A 16,039-nucleotide genomic window follows, 5' to 3' on the forward strand; every position below is an offset into this window, starting at 1 on the left:
GCTGGAATCGATCGCGACATCATCCATCAAGTCTTTGGTTGCCGGGGATGAGCAGGCGTCCCGAGGGCTTGTCATGCGTTGGACGACTCGCTTGGGTCTGGCGTCGCGCGACGCTGGACGGATCGGCGCTTGGGGATTCGCGGTGATGCTGGCCGCGGTCGCCGGCTGCGGCTCTCCCGACGCCTCGGGAGAGCCCGGCAACACAAAAGGCGCACAGTCACCGGTCGCGGCGGCCGACGCCAAGTCGTCCCCGCTCGGTTCGTTAGCCACTAGCAAACCGCGGACCAAGGCCGTCTCGTCGATCGAGGGGGACCGGATGTCGGTCCTGACGACCTCGGTCACGCTGACGAAACAGACCGAGCCCAGCCCGTTCCGATTCGCGGAAGTCGCGCGCGAATGGGGCGTCGATTTCACCCACTTCTCGGGCACGCAGCACGAGAAGCACTTTCCGACGGCCAACGGCTCGGGCGTCGCGGTCTTCGACTACGACGGCGACGGCCTGCTCGACATCTATTTCGCGTCGGCGACCTTGCTCCCTTTGGGGACGGGTGAGAAGGGGCCCAACCGGCTCTACAAGAACCTCGGCGGCGGACGCTTCGAGGACGCCACCGAGCGGTCGGGCCTGGGCTTTCGCGGCTACTGCCACGGGATCATCGTCGGCGACATCGACAACGACGGCGACCGCGACGTCTTCCTGTGCAACTACGATCACAACAAGCTCTATCTCAACAACGGCGACGGCACCTTCAAAGATATCAGCAAGTCGGCCGGGATCGACGTCTACGGCTGGTCGTCCGGCGGCGCGATGCTCGACTACGACAACGACGGCTTCCTCGACATCTACGTCGCCAACTACGGCATCTGGAAGTATCCCGAGGACCACCACAACGTCGGTGACGCCGCGAAGCAGATCTGGCTCTACTCGTCGCCTCGCACGATCAAGACGACCAAGCATTTCTTCTATCACAACAATGGAAACGGCACGTTCACCGACGTCTACGACCACGTCATCACGGTCGAAAAAGAGGAAGTGACCGGTCAGAAGGAAGTGGTCGACCCCAAGACCGGCTCGAAGACGATGGTCGACGTCGTGGTCAAGAAGCGCGTGCCCAACCCCCGGGCCGACGCGCACGGCTTCGGCGTGGTCGCGGCCGACCTCAACGACGACGGCCTGATCGACCTCTACGTGGCCAACGACATGACCCCGAACTACCTGTTCCTCAACCGCGGCGACGGCACGTTCGACGACGTCTCGGAAGCTTCGGGGGCGGCGTACGACTACAACGGCACGGCCCAGTCGGGCATGGGGGTCGACGCCGAGGACGTCGACGGCGACGGCCTGCCCGAGCTGTACGTCACCAACTTCGCCAACGAATACAACACCCTCTACCAGAACTTCGGCAAGGGGGTCTTCTTCGACAACACGGCCTTTTTCGGGATGGCGTCGGATACGATGCCGTTCGTCGGCTGGGGCACGGGGCTGTTCGACTTCGACAAGGACGGCTGGCCCGACGCCTTCGTGACCAACGGCCACGTCGACGACAACCGCAAACTGCTCAACCAGCCCGTCGAGTACGAGGAGATTCCGCTTCTCTTCCGCAACCTTGAAGGCAAGCGGTTCCGGCTCTCGACCCGCGACGTCGGTCCGTACTTCGACCAGAAGCACGTCGGCCGAGGCGCGGCGTTCGGCGACCTCGACAACGACGGCGACGTCGATATCGTGATCAACGAGAAGGACCGCCACGCCGCCGTCCTCCGCAACGACACGCCGACGAAGAACCACTGGGTGCGCCTCGCCCTCCAGGGGACCAAGAGCAACCGAGACGCCGTGGGGACCCTGGTCATGGTCGACAACGGCAAGCGGATCATCTGTCGGCAGGTCAAGGGGGGCGTGAGCCTCGAATCGGCCAACGACCCCCGGCTCCTGATCGGCGTCGGTGCCAACCCGATCAAGAAGATGACGATCGTCTGGCCGTCGGGGATCGTCACCGAGCTGGCCGACGTCGCGCTCGACCAGGAGCACAAGGTCGTCGAGCCCAAGGACCAGAAGCCGAGCTGGCCGTACGGCGAGCCGCGAGTCCGCAAGCTCATCCCCCCCGTGAGCATCCCGGCTTCGAAAGCGAAGACCGCGGAGAAGCCGGCCGAGAAGTCGCCCGCCTCGAAGTAAGACGGCCTCAATATTCGATCCGTCGGGCCGAATAAAAAGCAGCCGTCCCAACGCCTTCTGGTCCAAGGGCGCGAAGTCGGAGGCGCACCTCGCGTCGTCGACTTCCGCGCCCCCGTTGCGCGCCGAGACGTCGCTTCGATCACGAACCCGTCAAGGAGTCCCGCGATGACACAGGCCGCGACAGCGACAGCCGCGCCGACGGCTCGCCCCACCGTCCGCTTCCAGGTCCTCGGCGACGCCTGGAGCCTCTACCGCATGGAGTGGTTGACCTGGTCGTTGACGACCCTCGCCGCGATCGCCGCCGCGGGCACCGGGGAGCTGATCCTGAGGATCGTCTGGCTCGCGGCCCGTTCCAGCTACTTCGGCTGGTTCCTGGGCCATGGTTCCCCGGACGACTCGTTCCTGTTCTGGCTGGTCCGCATCTCCATCGCCGGCCTCCTGGCGGGGGGGGCGGTCCGCATGGCTCTCGGTCAGATTCGGGGCCGGCGGCCTCGGGTCATGGACCTGTTCGAGGTTCCCGACAACTGGTTCGACCTGGCCCTCGGCTCGGTGCTGATGGCCGTCCTCGTCTCGTTCGGCCTGGCGGTCCTGGTGATCCCCGGGCTGATCGCCGCCGGCCTGCTCATGCTGACCTTCCCGCTGATCGTCGACGCCGATCTGCCGGCCACGGGCGCGATGATCAAGAGCTACCACACGCTCAAGGCGGAATGGCTGCCGGTCACGATCTTTCATCTCTTCCTCGCCGCGGCGGCCGGGTGCGGCGTCTTCTTCCTGGGCGTTGGCGTGCTCGTGACGGCCCCGCTCTACGTGCTGTCGCTCGCCCTCTTCTACGAGGAGATCGGCCGGCGCGGTTACAGCCAGCTTTAGCGCCGTCGGGAGGATTCACGCGGGCGGCCTCAGAATAGAAGCCCGAAGCGCCAGCGGGTGAATCTCCGTCAGGCCGCTCGGCGATCGGGCACCTACAAGGGGCGCCCCTACGGCGAACCACGGACCGGAGTTTTCAGAGCAGCTCGAAGCGCCAGCGAGTGAATCGATTCGACCCGCCGATCGGGAATTCACTCGCTGGCGCTTCGGGCTCGTATTCGCACCTAGCGGACTGTCGGCTCCCGGAATAAATTCGGGTCGTCAGCGACGAGAGAGAGGCTGGCCTGGCCGATCGCGGCGACGCAGCCCTCCCCGTGGGTCGAAGCTCACCAGATCCGAACCCGCTCGGCGGGGGGCAGCCAGAGCTTGTCCCCTTCTTTGACGCCGAACGCGGCGTAGAACTCGGGCATGTTGCGGAGCACGCCGTTGCAGCGGAACTCGGCGGGCGAGTGCGGGTCGGTGGCGAGCCGACGCGCCAGGTCGGCGTCGCGGATCTTGCCACGCCAGGCCTGGGCCCAGCCGAGGAAGAACCGCTGGTCGCCCGTCAGGCCGTCAATCACCGGGGCTTCCTTGCCGTCGAGCGACCGCTTGTACGCCTTGTAGGCGATCGTGAGGCCGCCGAGGTCGCCGATGTTCTCGCCGATCGTGAGTGCTCCGTTGACCTTTTGGCCGGGGAGTTGGAGCGGCTCGAACCCGCTGTACTGGTCGATGAGCATCTTGGCGCGGGCGTCGAACTCCTTGCGGTCGGAGTCGGTCCACCAGTTGACCAGGTTGCCGTCGCCGTCGGACTTCGACCCCTGGTCGTCGAACCCGTGGCCGATCTCGTGGCCGATCACCGCGCCGATCGCGCCGTAGTTCACCGCGTCGTCGGCGTTCATGTCGAAGAACGGCGGCTGGAGGATCGCGGCGGGGAAGACGATCTCGTTCATCGACGGGTTGTAATAGGCGTTGACCGTGTGCGGCGTCATCGCCCACTCGGAGCGGTCGATCGGCTTGCCGAGCTTGTTGAAATTGCGGGCGATCTCGAACGCCTCGGCGCGCCGGACGTCGCCCAGCAGGTCGTCGCCCTTGATCTCCAGCTTGGAGTAATCGCGCCACGTGTCCGGGTAGCCGATCTTGGGGGTGAACTTGCCCATCTTGTCGAGGGCTTTCTTGCGGGTCTCGGGGCTCATCCAGTCGAGCGTGCCGATGTCTTCGCGGTAGGCCGCGACCAGGTTGCCGACCAGTTCTTTCATCCGGGCCTTGGCGGCCGGCGGGAAGTGCTTCTCGACGTAGAGCTTGCCCACGGCCTCGCCCATCGCGCCCGAGATCAGATCTACGCCCCGCTTCCATCGCGGGCGGATCTCGGGAGCACCCGAGAGGGTCTTGCTGTAGAACTCGAAGTTCTCGTCGACGAACGGCTTGCTCAGCAGCGGGGCGGCGTCGTGGACGACGCGCCAGGCCAGCCAGATCTTCCAGTCGTCGAGCGGGACTTCGTCGAGCAGCTTGGCGAGCGCGGTGAAGTAGTCGGGCTCGGAGACGATCACTTCGGCGAGGTCGGGCGCGCCGATGGCCTTGAAGTACGACGCCCAGTCGATCCCCGGCGCCAGCGCTTGAAGCTCCTTGAGGGTCTTCTTGTTGTAGGTCAGGGTCCGGTCGCGGCGCTTGACGCGGTCCCAGTGGTGCTTGGCGATCCTGGTCTCGACGGCGAGCACGCGGGCGGCGGCGTCCTTCGGATCCGGGGCGTCGGCGAGCTTGGCGATCTTCTCGATGTGGGCGACGAACTTGTCGCGGATCGGCTGGAATTTCGGGTCACGGTAGTACGACTCGTCGGGGAGGCTGAGCCCGCCCTGGCCGAGATACACGATGTAGCGGTCGGACTGCTTGGCGTCGTTGTCGACGTAGACGCCGAAGAGGCCCGAGGCCCCCTCGCGCTGAAGGCTTGCGAGGACCCGGAGGAACTCGGCCTTGCCGCCGGCGGCGAAGATCCGATGGATGTCGGCCTCGACCGGCTTGAAGCCCAGATCGTCGGCCTTGGCCTCGTTCATGAAGCTCTTGAACAGATCGCCGATCTTGCGGGCCTCGGACCCGGCGGGGGCGTCGGCCTTGGCGGCTTCCTCGATGATCGCGCGGAGGTTGGCCTCGCTCTCGTCGATGAGCTTGTTGAACGATCCCCACCGCGCCTGGTCGGGCGGGATCTCGGTCTTCTTGATCCAGCCGCCGTTGACGTACCGGAAAAAGTCGTCCTGGGGACGCACTTCCTTGTCGAAGCCGGTGCTCTCGACTCCCGACCGGGGGGCGGCGGGGTCGCTCGCCTCGGCCTTCGACGCGGCGACGGCGCCGACGAGCGCCAGGCCGACCATGACACGAATCCAGAGGGATCTGCTCACGTGAACGCTTCCTTTTGTTGAGAATGCGAGAGAGGCCGTCCGTCGAGGCGGAAAGCGTGAATCGCCGCGATTGGCGTCAGTCTACTTTCCAAAAAAGCCCAGGGCGACCGATATCTATCAGTCACTCCCCAGAGCCTCGTCGCGCCGCCCGTCGAGAGGAGCCCGCGACGGGGCGAGCGGATGTGCGAAGATGAAATTCCCCCGGCGCGGTCGCCGGGGGATGGTCGATAGGGCTACTTACTTCTTCGGGTCGACGTTCTCCTTGAGTTCCTCGGCGGTGACTTCGGAATGGGCGCCGTCGGCGGGGACGTCGAGGCCGGCGGTCCAGAGGATGGCGTTGAGGCCGAGCTTGCGGAAGTTCGGATCGCCCCAGTTCTTGTGGGCGTGGGCGCCGGTGAAGCCGAAGCCGCGTCCGCCGTCGGGCCGTTCGACGGCCCAGGCGAGGACTTCTTCACGGCCCTTGGCCTCGACGATGTGCTTGTACGGGCCGCGCGGCGAGGCGGAAACGCCTTCGCGGGTCAGGTCGTCGGGCTTGGCGACGAGGATCGGCGTCACGCCTTTTCCCTCGGGACGGAACCGGATGTTGAAGTACCACTCGTCGCTGATCGCGAACGGCTTGACCCCGCTCGTGATCGGGTGTCTGGGCAGCGTCTCGATCTGGGCCTTCCAGTGCGGGTTGGTGGAGTAGCCGGTCTCGTAGTAGCCGCCGATCCAGTCGAGGAACTTGTCGCCGGCCTCGCCCTTGGGGACTTCGACCGCGTAGTGGAAGAAGGCCAGGCCGACGCCCTTGTCGACGAGCTTCTGGAGCTTGTCGAGGCGGCCGGGCTGGACGGCCGGATGACCGCCGCCGCCGTCCATGAAGAAGACGAGCGCCTTGGCGCCGTCGAAGACCGATTCATCCTTGGGCCAGCCGCCCGTGACCACGACGGGCTCGACGCCCGGGATTTCCTTCAGGCACTTGGCCAGCAGCTTGCAGCCCGCGTTGAACTCGTGGTCGCCGGGGCCGTGGCTCGGGTTGCCGGCGATCAGGACGATCTTGGCGGTGTCGGCGGCCTCGGCCGGCGCGGCGAGCAGCGCTGACAGGCCGAGGGCCGACAAGCCGATGAATAGCTTCCGGATCATGGTTCATCCTCGGTTGCGTTGAGATTGTGTGAGACGTCGATCGCGAAAAGGGACGGAACGCCGGCCGGTTGGAAGGTCGCGACGTTCCGTCCCTTGGTTTTCAGTCGGGATCAGGTCAGATCAGCTCGGTGACGCCCGGGCGGGGGAGCGGGGGCTCCTCAAGGCTTCCCTTGATGTCGAGGTGCTTGGGGAAAGTGTCGAGCTTCGACTCAAGCGCCTGCTCCCAGGTCACGGCCTTGCCGGTGTAGGCCGACATCCGGCCCATGATCGCCGTCAGCGTGCTCTCGGCGACCTGCTTCAGCTCGTTGAGCGGGTTGCCCGAGACGATGCTTTCGAGCAGGTGGACGTGCTCATGGACGTAGGCGTTGCCGTCGTTGACGCGGACGCGCGACTTGTCCTTGCCGCTGAACCGGTAGCCGTTGCTTTGGAACCGACCGGCGGAGCCGACGATGGTCTCCGACACGTTGTTCTCGCAGCCTTCGATCTGGCGGGCCATCGACATCACGTGGACTTCGTTGGGGTACTCGTAGTCGACGGCGAAGTGGTCGTAGCTCTGGCCGTGCTCGGGGCCGCCGGGCACCTGGCGTCCGCCCATGCCCACGGCGCGGACGGGGTGGGCGCCGATGGCCCAGTTGGCGACGTCGAGGTTGTGGACGTGCTGCTCGACGAAGTGGTCGCCGCAGAGCCAGAGGAAGTGATACCAGTTGTGGATCTGGTACTCGACGTCGCTCCAGCCGGGCTGGCGCTTGTGGGCCCAGATGTTCCCCTGGTTCCAGTAGACCTGGCCGCCGACCACGTCGCCGATGGCACCTTCGTGGATTCGCTTCATGCTCTCAAGATAGCCGGGCTGGTGCCGGCGCTGGGTGCCGGCAACGACGGCCAGCTTCTTGGCCTTGGCTTCGTCGGCCGCGGCGAGGACCCGGCGGATGCCGGTGCCGTCGACGGCGACCGGCTTCTCGGTGAACAGGTTCTTGCCGGCCTTGATGACGGCCTCGATGTGGCCCGGACGGAAGCCCGGCGGGGTCGCCAGGATCACCAGGTCCGAAACCTCGATGACCTTCTTGTAGGCGTCGAGGCCGACGAAGCAACGGTCGTCGGCGACGTCGTACTTCTCTTTCGAGTTGGGGCTGTTCTTGATGCCCTCGCGACAGTTCTTGAGATGGTCCTCGAAGACGTCGCCGAGGGCGTGGATCTTGATGTTGTAGCTGGTGCCGGCGGCCTCGCAGATGTTGTCGGCGGCACCGCTGCCCCGACCGCCGCAGCCGACCAGGCCGACCTTGATGACGTCGTTGCCGCGGGCGTGCGCGTTGCCGAGGAAGCCCAGCCCGGCCGTGGCCGCGGTCGAAGCCTTAAGGAAGACGCGACGATTGGGATCGGTCATGAGTCTCATTCTCCCGGGAAAGTGAGGGCGGGACGATCCGAGCACTACACGGCTTACGACCGTCTCCGCCTCAGGAAGCGAGCGTTCCATCCAAAACAATCAAGGCTTCGGAATCCAGGTGTTGCGCGACGGCGGGCCAGGCGTGGCGACAGGGCTTCTCAGCGGGTCCCCTTGCCCTTGACGACCAGCGACTTCATGCCCTTGAGCTTCTCTTGTTCATTGAGGGGTCGGACGATCCGGAAGCCCACGAAGGTGGCGTCGGTGTGCCACCAGATGCTCTGCGGGCGTTGGGGGTCCTGAACGCTCCACTCCAGGTTCGACGACCGCCGCGCGGCGCTGCGGAGCTTGTCGGCGTCGTCGTCCCACGAGCCGCCGCGGGCGACGTAGGGGTATTCCTTGGCCGAGGGGGCGGCGAACGGTTCGAGCGTCGGCTTGTCGCCGGCGAACTGCTTGTAGAAATCGGGGACGTAGTGGTCGAGGCACCACTCGGCGACGTTGCCGTGCATGTCGTAGAGGCCCCAGGGGTTGGGCTTCTTCTTGCCGATCGGCATGGGCTTCTCGGCGTTCTCGACGTACCAGCCGTACTCTTCAAGGCCGGCGGGATCGTCGCCGAAGAAGTAGGCCGTCTTCGAGCCCGCCCGGCAGGCGTATTCCCATTCGGCCTCGGTCGGCAGGCGGTAGAGCACTCCGGTTTTCTCGGACAGCCAGCGGCAGTATTCCATGGCCGAATGGTGGGTGATGCAGATGGCCGGCTGGTTCTTGTGGCCGTAGCCGAACGTCATGTCGGCGTAGGGGGGCGTCGGCCGGGTGACGGCGTCGGCCTTCTTCTCGGTGTCGGGCTGACCTGCCAGGTCGACCTTCTCGCGTTCCTTCTTCTTGAGGTCCAACGAGAAGCAGAACAGGTCGTACTCGTCCCAAGTCACCTCGTACTTGCCCATCCAGAACGGGGCGATGGCCACCGGGTGCTGCGGGCCTTCGTCTTCGCCTCGCTTCGGTTCCGTGGCGGGACTGCCCATCACGAACTCGCCGGCGGGGATCGGCACCAGGTCGAACTTGACCTCCACACCCGGGATCTGCTGGGTGTACGGTTTCATCTCGGCGGCCGTCTTGGCGAGGGATTCCTGGGCCGATGCGGGCGCCTGGAGGCTCCATCCCAGGAGGGCGATCAGCGCACCGGCGCGATAAAAGGCATGCGTCGAACGGCTCACGTTTGATATGCTCCAGCAGGTCGAGGTACAGCCAGGACCCACGCGTGACGGGCGAGGCGAATTCGGCCGGGGAGGTTCCGTGGTCCCATCACCCATGAGCGGTCGCCTGAGCGTCTTAGTCCTGGCTTTGGTTCTCGTCGGTTCGGGATCGGCGGGAGAGCTTGAGCGTTTCGAGTTCATCGAGACGCACATGGGAAGCTCCTTCAAAATACTCTTATACTCAACCGACCCGGCGACCGCTAGACGCGCCTCCCGCGCGGCTTTCGATCGAATCGCCCGGCTCGACGCGATCCTGAGCGACTACCAGGTCGACAGCGAACTCTCGCGGCTGGGCGTGAAGGCCGGCGGCCCCGCCGTCGCGGTCGGCCCCGAGCTGTTCGACGTCCTGGAGAAGTGCAAGTTCTACTACGAGAAGACCGGCGGCGTTCTCGATCCCACCATCGCCCCGGTCGGCCGGCTCTGGCGGCGGGCGATCCGCGAGCGGAAGCTCCCCGATCCCCAAAAACTAGCCGAGGCCCGCGAACTCGTCGGCGCGGACAAGATGATCCTCGACCCCGTCGCCAAGACGGTCCGGCTGACGAAGCCCGGAATGAAGCTCGACGTCGGCGGGATCGCCAAGGGGATCGCCTCGCAGCAGGCGATCGACGTCTTGCGGGCCGAGGGGATCGACCGGGCCCTTGTCGGCGGCGCGGGCGACATCGTCTTCTCCGGCCCGCCCCCGGGCGCCGACGGCTGGACGATCGGCGTCGCCACGCTCACGCCGAACACGACCGAGCCGGAGATCTACCTCGCGCTCCACGACGGGGCGATCTCGACCTCGGGCGACGCCGAGCGGTACGTCGTCATCGACGGCCGCCGCTACTCGCACATCATCAACCCCGTCACTGGCCAGGCTGTCGAGGACCGCGCCAGCGTCACCGTCTTCGCTCTCGACGGCACGACCGCCGACGCGCTCGAAACCTCGGTCTACCTGCTCGGCCCCGAAAAAGGGCTGAAGCTCATCGACGACACTCCCGGCGCGGCGGCGATCTTCACCCGCGAGACCCCCGAGGGGGTCGTCCGCTACGAATCGAAGCGGTTCAAAGACCTGCCAAGGGCTCGGCCCAAGTCGTGAGCGTCCGGCAGGCAGCGGCGATGATGCATTACGAGCCCGAAGCGCCAACGAGCGAATGATTTCAACGGTCTACCGTCGATTCACTCGCTGGGCGCTTCGGGCTCGTGTTCGGACCCGGCCGAAAGCGATTCCCGCCCTTCATGAGGCCGGGCGTCCCAACGGCGTCACTTCCGCTGCTCGATGGGGACGTAGTCGGTCACGTTGGGGCCGGTGTAGATCTGGCGGGGGCGGGCGATCCGGCGTTTGGGGTCTTCGTTCTGCTCGCGCCACTGGGCGATCCAGCCGGGCATGCGGCCGATGGCGAACAGCACGGTGAACATGTTGGTGGGGATGCCGATGGCCCGCATGATGATGCCGCTGTAGAAGTCGACGTTGGGGTAGAGCTTGCGTTCGACGAAGTACGAATCCTTGAGGGCCATCTCTTCGAGCTGGCGGGCGACGTCGAGCAGCGGGTCCTTGACGCCGAGCTGGGCGAGCACCTTGTCGGCGCTCTGCTTGAGGATCTTGGCGCGGGGATCGAAGTTCTTGTAGACCCGGTGGCCGAAGCCCATCAGCCGGAAGCCGCTGGTGTGGTCCTTGGCGAGTTTGAGAGCGTCGGCGGCGCTGATGCCCCCCTTGTGGATCTTCTCGAGCATCTCGAGGACCGCCACGTTGGCCCCGCCGTGCAGCGGGCCCCAGAGGGCTCCCACGGCCGCGGCGCACGAGGCGTAGAGGTTCGCCTGGCTCGATCCGACGGTGCGGACGGTCGACGTGCTGCAATTCTGCTCGTGGTCGGCGTGCAGCAGCAGGATCAGGTTGAGCGCGTCGACGACCTCGGGGTCGGCGACGTGCTGGTCGTAGGGCATCGAGAACATCATGTGCAGGAAGTTCGCGACGTACGACAGCTTGGGGTCGGGATAGTTGAACGGCAGACCCATCGCGCGGCGGTATGAGTAGGCGGCGATCGTCCGCACCTTGCTGATCAGCCGCGCGGCGTCCTCCGCGAAGCACTCTTCGTCCGATCCGTCGCACTCGTTCTGGCTCGGGAAGCAGGCGATGGTGTTGACCATGGCCGACAGGATGGCCATCGGCGGCGAATCGACCAGGAAGCCTTCGAAGTGGTGCTTGAACGACTCGTGCAGCGGCGCGTTGCGGGTGAGCCGCTCGCGGAACACGTCAAGCTCGGCCTGGTTGGGGAGCTTGCCGAAGATCAAGAGCCAGGCGACCTCGATGAAGCTGGAGCTCTTCGCGAGCTGCTCGATCGGATAGCCGCGGTAGCGAAGGATGCCCTTCTCGCCGTCGATGAAAGTGATGGCGCTCGTGCAGGCGCCGGTGTTGCCGTAGCCGGGGTCGAGGGTGATCAAGCCGGTCTCGGACCGAAGACGCGCGATGTCCAGGCCCAGTTCGCCCTCTGAGCCTTCCACGACCGGCAGATCGATCGTCCGGCCATTGAATGTCAAAGTCGCATTCCGCGTCATCCCTCAATCTCCCAGCATTCCAAAGCCGCAGTCCGTCGTCATAGCGAATACTTCATTGTACACCGGGTTTTCGACTTGGGAATGATTCGCCGCGGAGCGCAGGCGGGGCAGCCGTAAACCTTGGTTCCGATGAGGGTTAATACTCTGTGAAGACGTCGCCGAGAGCACTTTACTTTTCGATCCCGGATGGAAAGAATAGGAGTTTGCCCGATTCGCGTGCTGTATGTCTTCGGGGTCGAGGGGCCAAACCGTGCATGAAGAGGCGATCCGCAAGGCCGATGTTCTGGTCGAAGCGCTTGGGTACATGCGCAAATTCCACGGCCGGTTCATAGTGATCAAGGTGGGCGGCTCGGTGATGGAGAATCCCGAGTCGCTGCGGGCGCTCCTGGTCGACGTGGTCTTCATGCAGACGGTGGGGATGCGCCCGGTCTTGGTCCACGGCGGCGGCAAGGCGATCACCGTGGCCATGGAACGGGCCGGGCTGACCCCGCGCTGGGTCAAGGGACGGCGGTACACCGACGACGCGACCCTCGACATCGTGGCCCGCGTCCTAGCTGAGGAGATCAACTCCGACATCGAGCGGCACATCAACAAGTTCGGCGGCCGGGCTTCGGGGTTGCATCACAAGACGCATCAATGCCTCTACGGCCGCAAGCTCCTCCTGCCAGGCGAAGACGGCGAGCTGGTCGACCTGGGGCGGGTCGGCGACGTGACCGAGGTCGACATCCCGCCGATCGAGAACCTCTGCCTGGCCGGGGTCGTCCCCGTGCTCCCCTCGCTGGCCGAGGACGAAGACGAAGACGGCAAGCTCCTGAACGTCAACGCCGACACCGCCGCCGCCGCCGTCGCCCAGGCGCTTCGGGCCGACAAGCTTATCTTCCTGACCGACACGCCGGGCATCCTCCTCGATCGCAACGAACCCTCCAGTCTGATCACGGGTCTGACCCCCGGCGAGTGTCGCGACCTGATCAACCGCGGGATTATCGACAAGGGCATGATCCCCAAGGTCGAGGCCTGCCTGACGAGTCTGGAAGCGGGCGTCCGCAAGACCCACGTCATCGACGGCCGGCTCCGCCACTCGCTCTTGCTCGAGATCTTCACCGAGACCGGGGTCGGCACCGAGATCGTCCAGGAGGAGAACGACGGCCGATCGTCTCCCCCCGGCCGGCGGCCCGTGGTCGTCCGCTGAACGTTGGTTTCTCGGTTCGTCTTCCGCGTTTCCGCCGCGGCCTTTTCCGCAAACGGCGGTGTTTCCCCCATCCGGAGTCCCTCAGTTGGCACACGCTCAGCTCGCGCATCAAAGCTCGCGGGAGACCATCGCCCAGTTCGACCGCTACGTCGTCCCCAACTATCGACGGTATCCGGTCGCGCTGGTGAGGGGCGAGAACTCCTGGGTGTGGGACGCCGAGGGGCATCGCTACCTCGACTTCTTCCCCGGCTGGGGCTGCAACCTGATCGGTCACTGCCCGCCCAAGGTCGTCGAGGCCGTCCGCGAGCAGATCGGCCAGTTGATCCACGTCCCCAACACCTGGTACATGGAATCCCAGGGGGCGTTCGCCCAGGCCCTCTCCGAGCGGAGCTTCGGCGGTCAGTGCTTCTTCTGCAACAGCGGAGCCGAGGCCAATGAGGCCGCCATCAAGCTGGCTCGGGCCTACGGCCATTCCAAGGGACGCTACAAGATCGTCACCATGGAAGGGGGCTTCCACGGCCGAACCTTCGCGGCGCTCACCGCCACGGCCCAGCCCAAGTACCACGAAGGCTTCGAGCCGATGGTCCCCGGCTTCGTCTACACGAAGTACGACGACCTGGAGGCGACGGCCCAGGCCGTCGACGACCAGACGGCCGCGGTCATGGTCGAGCCGATCCAGGGTGAGGGGGGCGTCAAGATCCCCTCGCCGGGCTATCTGGCCGGCCTGCGGCGGATCTGCGACGACCGCGGCGCGCTGTTGATCCTCGACGAGGTTCAGACCGGGATGGGGCGGACCGGCGAATGGTTCGCCTACCAGCATTCCGGCGTCGTTCCCGACGTTTTGACCTGCGCCAAGGCCCTGGCGGGGGGCGTCGCCGCCGGCGTCATGATCGCCCGTCCCGAGGTGGCCGAGGTCTTCAAGCCGGGGATGCACGCGTCGACCTTCGGCGGCAACCCGATCGCCTGCCGAGCCGGCCTGGCGACGATCGAGACGATCGAGGACGACGGCCTGCTCGAACGCGGCAAGGCGATCGGAGCGCGGTTCCGGTCGCAGTTCGAGGCCCTTCGCCAGGAGCTTCCCGAGAAGATCCGCGACATCCGGGTCCTCGGGGTGATGATCGGCCTGGACCTGACGTTCGACGCCTCGGACGTGGTCGCCCAGTGCCTGTCGCGCCGGCTCCTCATCAACGCCACGCACGGGCACGTCGTGCGGCTCTTGCCGGCTCTGACCATCAGCGACGACCAGATCGACCAAGGGTGCGCCATCCTGGCCGACGTCTTGCGGGAGGCAGTGATCTGAAACGCTCCAAGAAGTCCGACCCCCAGCACGCCGCCGGTCCCGACGGCCGTAACCGCCTCAACGGCGGCGGCTCCCCGCCGTCGTCGTCTCCGTCCTCGCCGCCCGTGTGCGCCGAGGATCGCGCGCGGCGACACTTCGTGGATCTCTTCGACATCAGCTCCGAGGAAGCTCACGCTCTGCTGGCCCGCGCCGTCGTGCTCAAGGCCGGCGGGCACGAGCCGAGGCGGACGACGCCGCTCCTGGGACGCAGCCTGGGCCTCGTCTTCGAGAAGCCGTCGCTGCGCACCCGCGTCAGCTTCGAGGCGGCTTTCGCCCGGCTGGGGGGGAGTTCGATCTTCCTCCGGGGCAAGGACGTGGGCATCGGCGTGCGCGAGAGCGTCGCCGACTTCGCCCGCGTCATCAGCCAGTACGTCGATGCGTTGGCCGTCCGCACCTTCGCGCACGCCACCATTGAGGAGTTGGCCCGCCACGCCACGATTCCGATCGTCAACGCCCTCTCCGACGACGCGCACCCGTGCCAGGCGATGGCCGACATGATGACGATTCTTGAGATCAAGAATCGGCTCGAAGGCGTCAGACTGTGCTTCGTGGGCGACGGCAACAACGTGGCGCGGTCGCTGGCCGTCGCCTCGGCCCTGCTGGGCGTCGAGTTCATCCTGGCGTGCCCGCCGGGGTATGAATTCCCCAAGGAGTTCGCGACCCGCTTCGCCGCGCGGTTCCCCGGGGTTCCGCTCCAGACCACGCACGACCCCAAGGCGGCCGCCGAGGGCGCCGACGCCCTCTACACCGACGTCTGGGCCAGCATGGGGCAGGAGAGCGAGGCCGATCACCGGCGCGAGATCTTCGCCCCGTACCAGGTCGACGAAGACCTGATGGCCCGCGCCCGGCCCGACGCCGTCTTCCTCCACTGCCTGCCGGCCCACCGCGGCGAGGAAGTGGCATCGGGCGTGCTCGACGGCCCCCAGAGCCAGGTCATCCCCCAGGCGGCCAACCGGATGTACTTCCAGATGGCCCTCCTCGAATGGCTCGTATGCGGGTCGATCGGCTGAAGCTCCGGCCAAACCCAGCCCGGTCTCTAACCCGTCAAGGAACATGATTTCATGGAACGCACGCAGGGACGCCGGGACGACGAACTTCGGCCGGTCGAGATCGTTCGGGGGTTCACGCCCAACGCCTCGGGGAGCGTGCTCTTCAAGGCCGGGGCGACGACGGTGCTGGTCACGGCCCAGATTTCCGACTCGGTGCCGCCGTTCCTGGATGGCAAGGGGGTGGGCTGGCTGACGGCCGAGTACGCGATGCTCCCCGGCAGCACGCCGACCCGCGTCCAGCGCCGGACCGACGGCCGCGCGACCGAGATCCAGCGGCTGATCGGCCGGAGCCTGCGCGCGATCGTCGACCGCAAGGCGCTCGGCCCGTGTACGGTCCACGTCGACGCCGACGTGCTCAACGCCGACGGCGGCACGCGGACCGCGGCGATCACAGCCTCGTTCGTGGCCGTGGCCGACGCACTCAAGCGTAAGTTCGGCGATCGCGCCGGGACGATCCTTCGCGACAGCATCGCGGCCGTCAGCGTCGGCATCGTGGCGGGCCGTCCGGTGCTCGACCTCGACTACCCCGAAGACTCGACGGCCGACGTCGACGTCAACGTCGTCCGACTCGGCGGCGGGGGACTGGTCGAGGTTCAGGGGACCGGCGAGGGGGGCGTCTTCTCGCGTCCCCAACTCGCCGAGCTGCTCGACCTGGCCGAAGCCGGAATCGACCGCCTCGCCACGCTCCAAAAAGAGGCCCTCGGTGCCGACTGGCCGTGGCCCGCGTGATCCCGGTCCCTCTCCTGGGTTGGGAGGGCGGAATCGCTCTGGGCAAGGTTC

General features: G+C 66.3%; 12 protein-coding genes. 7 read left to right on the plus strand and 5 right to left on the minus strand.

All coding sequences use genetic code 11. The annotated features are described in order from the left end of the window. Window positions 1-73: 73 nt before the first annotated feature. Entirely contained in the window at window positions 74-2,167 is a 2,094-nt protein-coding gene (locus tag BSF38_RS21775) for a CRTAC1 family protein (RefSeq protein ID WP_076349187.1), read from the plus strand. A gap of 165 nt (window positions 2,168-2,332) precedes the next feature. Further along, complete coding sequence (locus BSF38_RS31460) at window positions 2,333-3,034, plus strand: hypothetical protein (RefSeq protein ID WP_076349189.1); 702 nt, start codon at window positions 2,333-2,335, stop codon at window positions 3,032-3,034. A 323-nt stretch (window positions 3,035-3,357) separates the two neighbouring features. On the opposite strand, the gene BSF38_RS21785 is transcribed toward BSF38_RS31460, so the two are convergent. The 4 genes from BSF38_RS21785 to BSF38_RS21800 all read right to left on the minus strand — a co-directional run bounded on the left by BSF38_RS21785 (window position 3,358) and on the right by BSF38_RS21800 (window position 9,111). Continuing rightward, a complete protein-coding gene (locus tag BSF38_RS21785; RefSeq protein ID WP_076349191.1) occupies window positions 3,358-5,373 on the minus strand; it encodes a M13 family metallopeptidase in 2,016 nt (671 codons plus the stop codon). A gap of 264 nt (window positions 5,374-5,637) precedes the next feature. Further along, window positions 5,638-6,522: a ThuA domain-containing protein gene (locus BSF38_RS21790; protein ID WP_099092011.1), complete on the minus strand. Its 885-nt coding sequence runs from the start codon at window positions 6,520-6,522 to the stop codon at window positions 5,638-5,640. A gap of 115 nt (window positions 6,523-6,637) precedes the next feature. Continuing rightward, window positions 6,638-7,903 (minus strand): Gfo/Idh/MocA family protein, encoded by a 1,266-nt coding sequence (locus BSF38_RS21795; protein ID WP_076349193.1) that lies wholly within the window; start codon window positions 7,901-7,903, stop codon window positions 6,638-6,640. A gap of 158 nt (window positions 7,904-8,061) precedes the next feature. Continuing rightward, window positions 8,062-9,111, minus strand: coding sequence for a formylglycine-generating enzyme family protein (locus BSF38_RS21800; protein ID WP_076349195.1), 1,050 nt, complete (start codon window positions 9,109-9,111; stop codon window positions 8,062-8,064). A gap of 190 nt (window positions 9,112-9,301) precedes the next feature. Here BSF38_RS21800 and BSF38_RS21805 point away from each other — a divergent pair, with 190 nt between their 5' ends. Beyond that, the gene (locus BSF38_RS21805) at window positions 9,302-10,225 is read left to right on the plus strand and encodes an FAD:protein FMN transferase (protein ID WP_237170561.1); all 924 of its coding nucleotides are present in this window, start codon (window positions 9,302-9,304) and stop codon (window positions 10,223-10,225) included. A 164-nt stretch (window positions 10,226-10,389) separates the two neighbouring features. Here BSF38_RS21805 and BSF38_RS21810 read toward each other — a convergent pair whose 3' ends face one another. Further along, window positions 10,390-11,682: a citrate synthase gene (locus tag BSF38_RS21810; RefSeq protein WP_076349199.1), complete on the minus strand. Its 1,293-nt coding sequence runs from the start codon at window positions 11,680-11,682 to the stop codon at window positions 10,390-10,392. Between the two features lie 223 nt (window positions 11,683-11,905). Between BSF38_RS21810 and argB the strand changes: the two genes are divergently transcribed. The 4 genes from argB (at window position 11,906) to rph (ending at window position 15,988) form a co-directional block, all read left to right on the plus strand. After that, on the plus strand, window positions 11,906-12,871 hold the full coding sequence (argB, locus tag BSF38_RS21815) for an acetylglutamate kinase (protein WP_076349201.1): 966 nt from the start codon (window positions 11,906-11,908) through the stop codon (window positions 12,869-12,871). Between the two features lie 85 nt (window positions 12,872-12,956). Beyond that, window positions 12,957-14,171: an aspartate aminotransferase family protein gene (locus BSF38_RS21820; RefSeq protein ID WP_076349203.1), complete on the plus strand. Its 1,215-nt coding sequence runs from the start codon at window positions 12,957-12,959 to the stop codon at window positions 14,169-14,171. Between the two features lie 104 nt (window positions 14,172-14,275). Continuing rightward, a complete protein-coding gene (argF, locus tag BSF38_RS21825; RefSeq protein ID WP_076351273.1) occupies window positions 14,276-15,220 on the plus strand; it encodes an ornithine carbamoyltransferase in 945 nt (314 codons plus the stop codon). 51 nt (window positions 15,221-15,271) lie between these two features. Then, window positions 15,272-15,988: a ribonuclease PH gene (gene rph / locus BSF38_RS21830; RefSeq protein ID WP_076349205.1), complete on the plus strand. Its 717-nt coding sequence runs from the start codon at window positions 15,272-15,274 to the stop codon at window positions 15,986-15,988. The last annotated feature ends 51 nt before the right edge of the window (window positions 15,989-16,039 follow it).

The organism is Paludisphaera borealis, from assembly GCF_001956985.1.
Classification (GTDB): domain Bacteria; phylum Planctomycetota; class Planctomycetia; order Isosphaerales; family Isosphaeraceae; genus Paludisphaera; species Paludisphaera borealis.

Coding starts and splice junctions, on each gene's coding strand:
- BSF38_RS21775 (WP_076349187.1), top strand. CDS start 74: ATGCGTTGGACGACTCGCTTGGGTCTGGCGTCGCGCGACGCTGGACGG.
- BSF38_RS31460 (WP_076349189.1), top strand. CDS start 2,333: ATGACACAGGCCGCGACAGCGACAGCCGCGCCGACGGCTCGCCCCACC.
- BSF38_RS21785 (WP_076349191.1), bottom strand. CDS start 5,373: ATGGTCGGCCTGGCGCTCGTCGGCGCCGTCGCCGCGTCGAAGGCCGAG.
- BSF38_RS21790 (WP_099092011.1), bottom strand. CDS start 6,522: ATGATCCGGAAGCTATTCATCGGCTTGTCGGCCCTCGGCCTGTCAGCG.
- BSF38_RS21795 (WP_076349193.1), bottom strand. CDS start 7,903: ATGACCGATCCCAATCGTCGCGTCTTCCTTAAGGCTTCGACCGCGGCC.
- BSF38_RS21805 (WP_237170561.1), top strand. CDS start 9,302: ATGGGAAGCTCCTTCAAAATACTCTTATACTCAACCGACCCGGCGACC.
- BSF38_RS21810 (WP_076349199.1), bottom strand. CDS start 11,682: ATGACGCGGAATGCGACTTTGACATTCAATGGCCGGACGATCGATCTG.
- argB (WP_076349201.1), top strand. CDS start 11,906: ATGTCTTCGGGGTCGAGGGGCCAAACCGTGCATGAAGAGGCGATCCGC.
- rph (WP_076349205.1), top strand. CDS start 15,272: ATGGAACGCACGCAGGGACGCCGGGACGACGAACTTCGGCCGGTCGAG.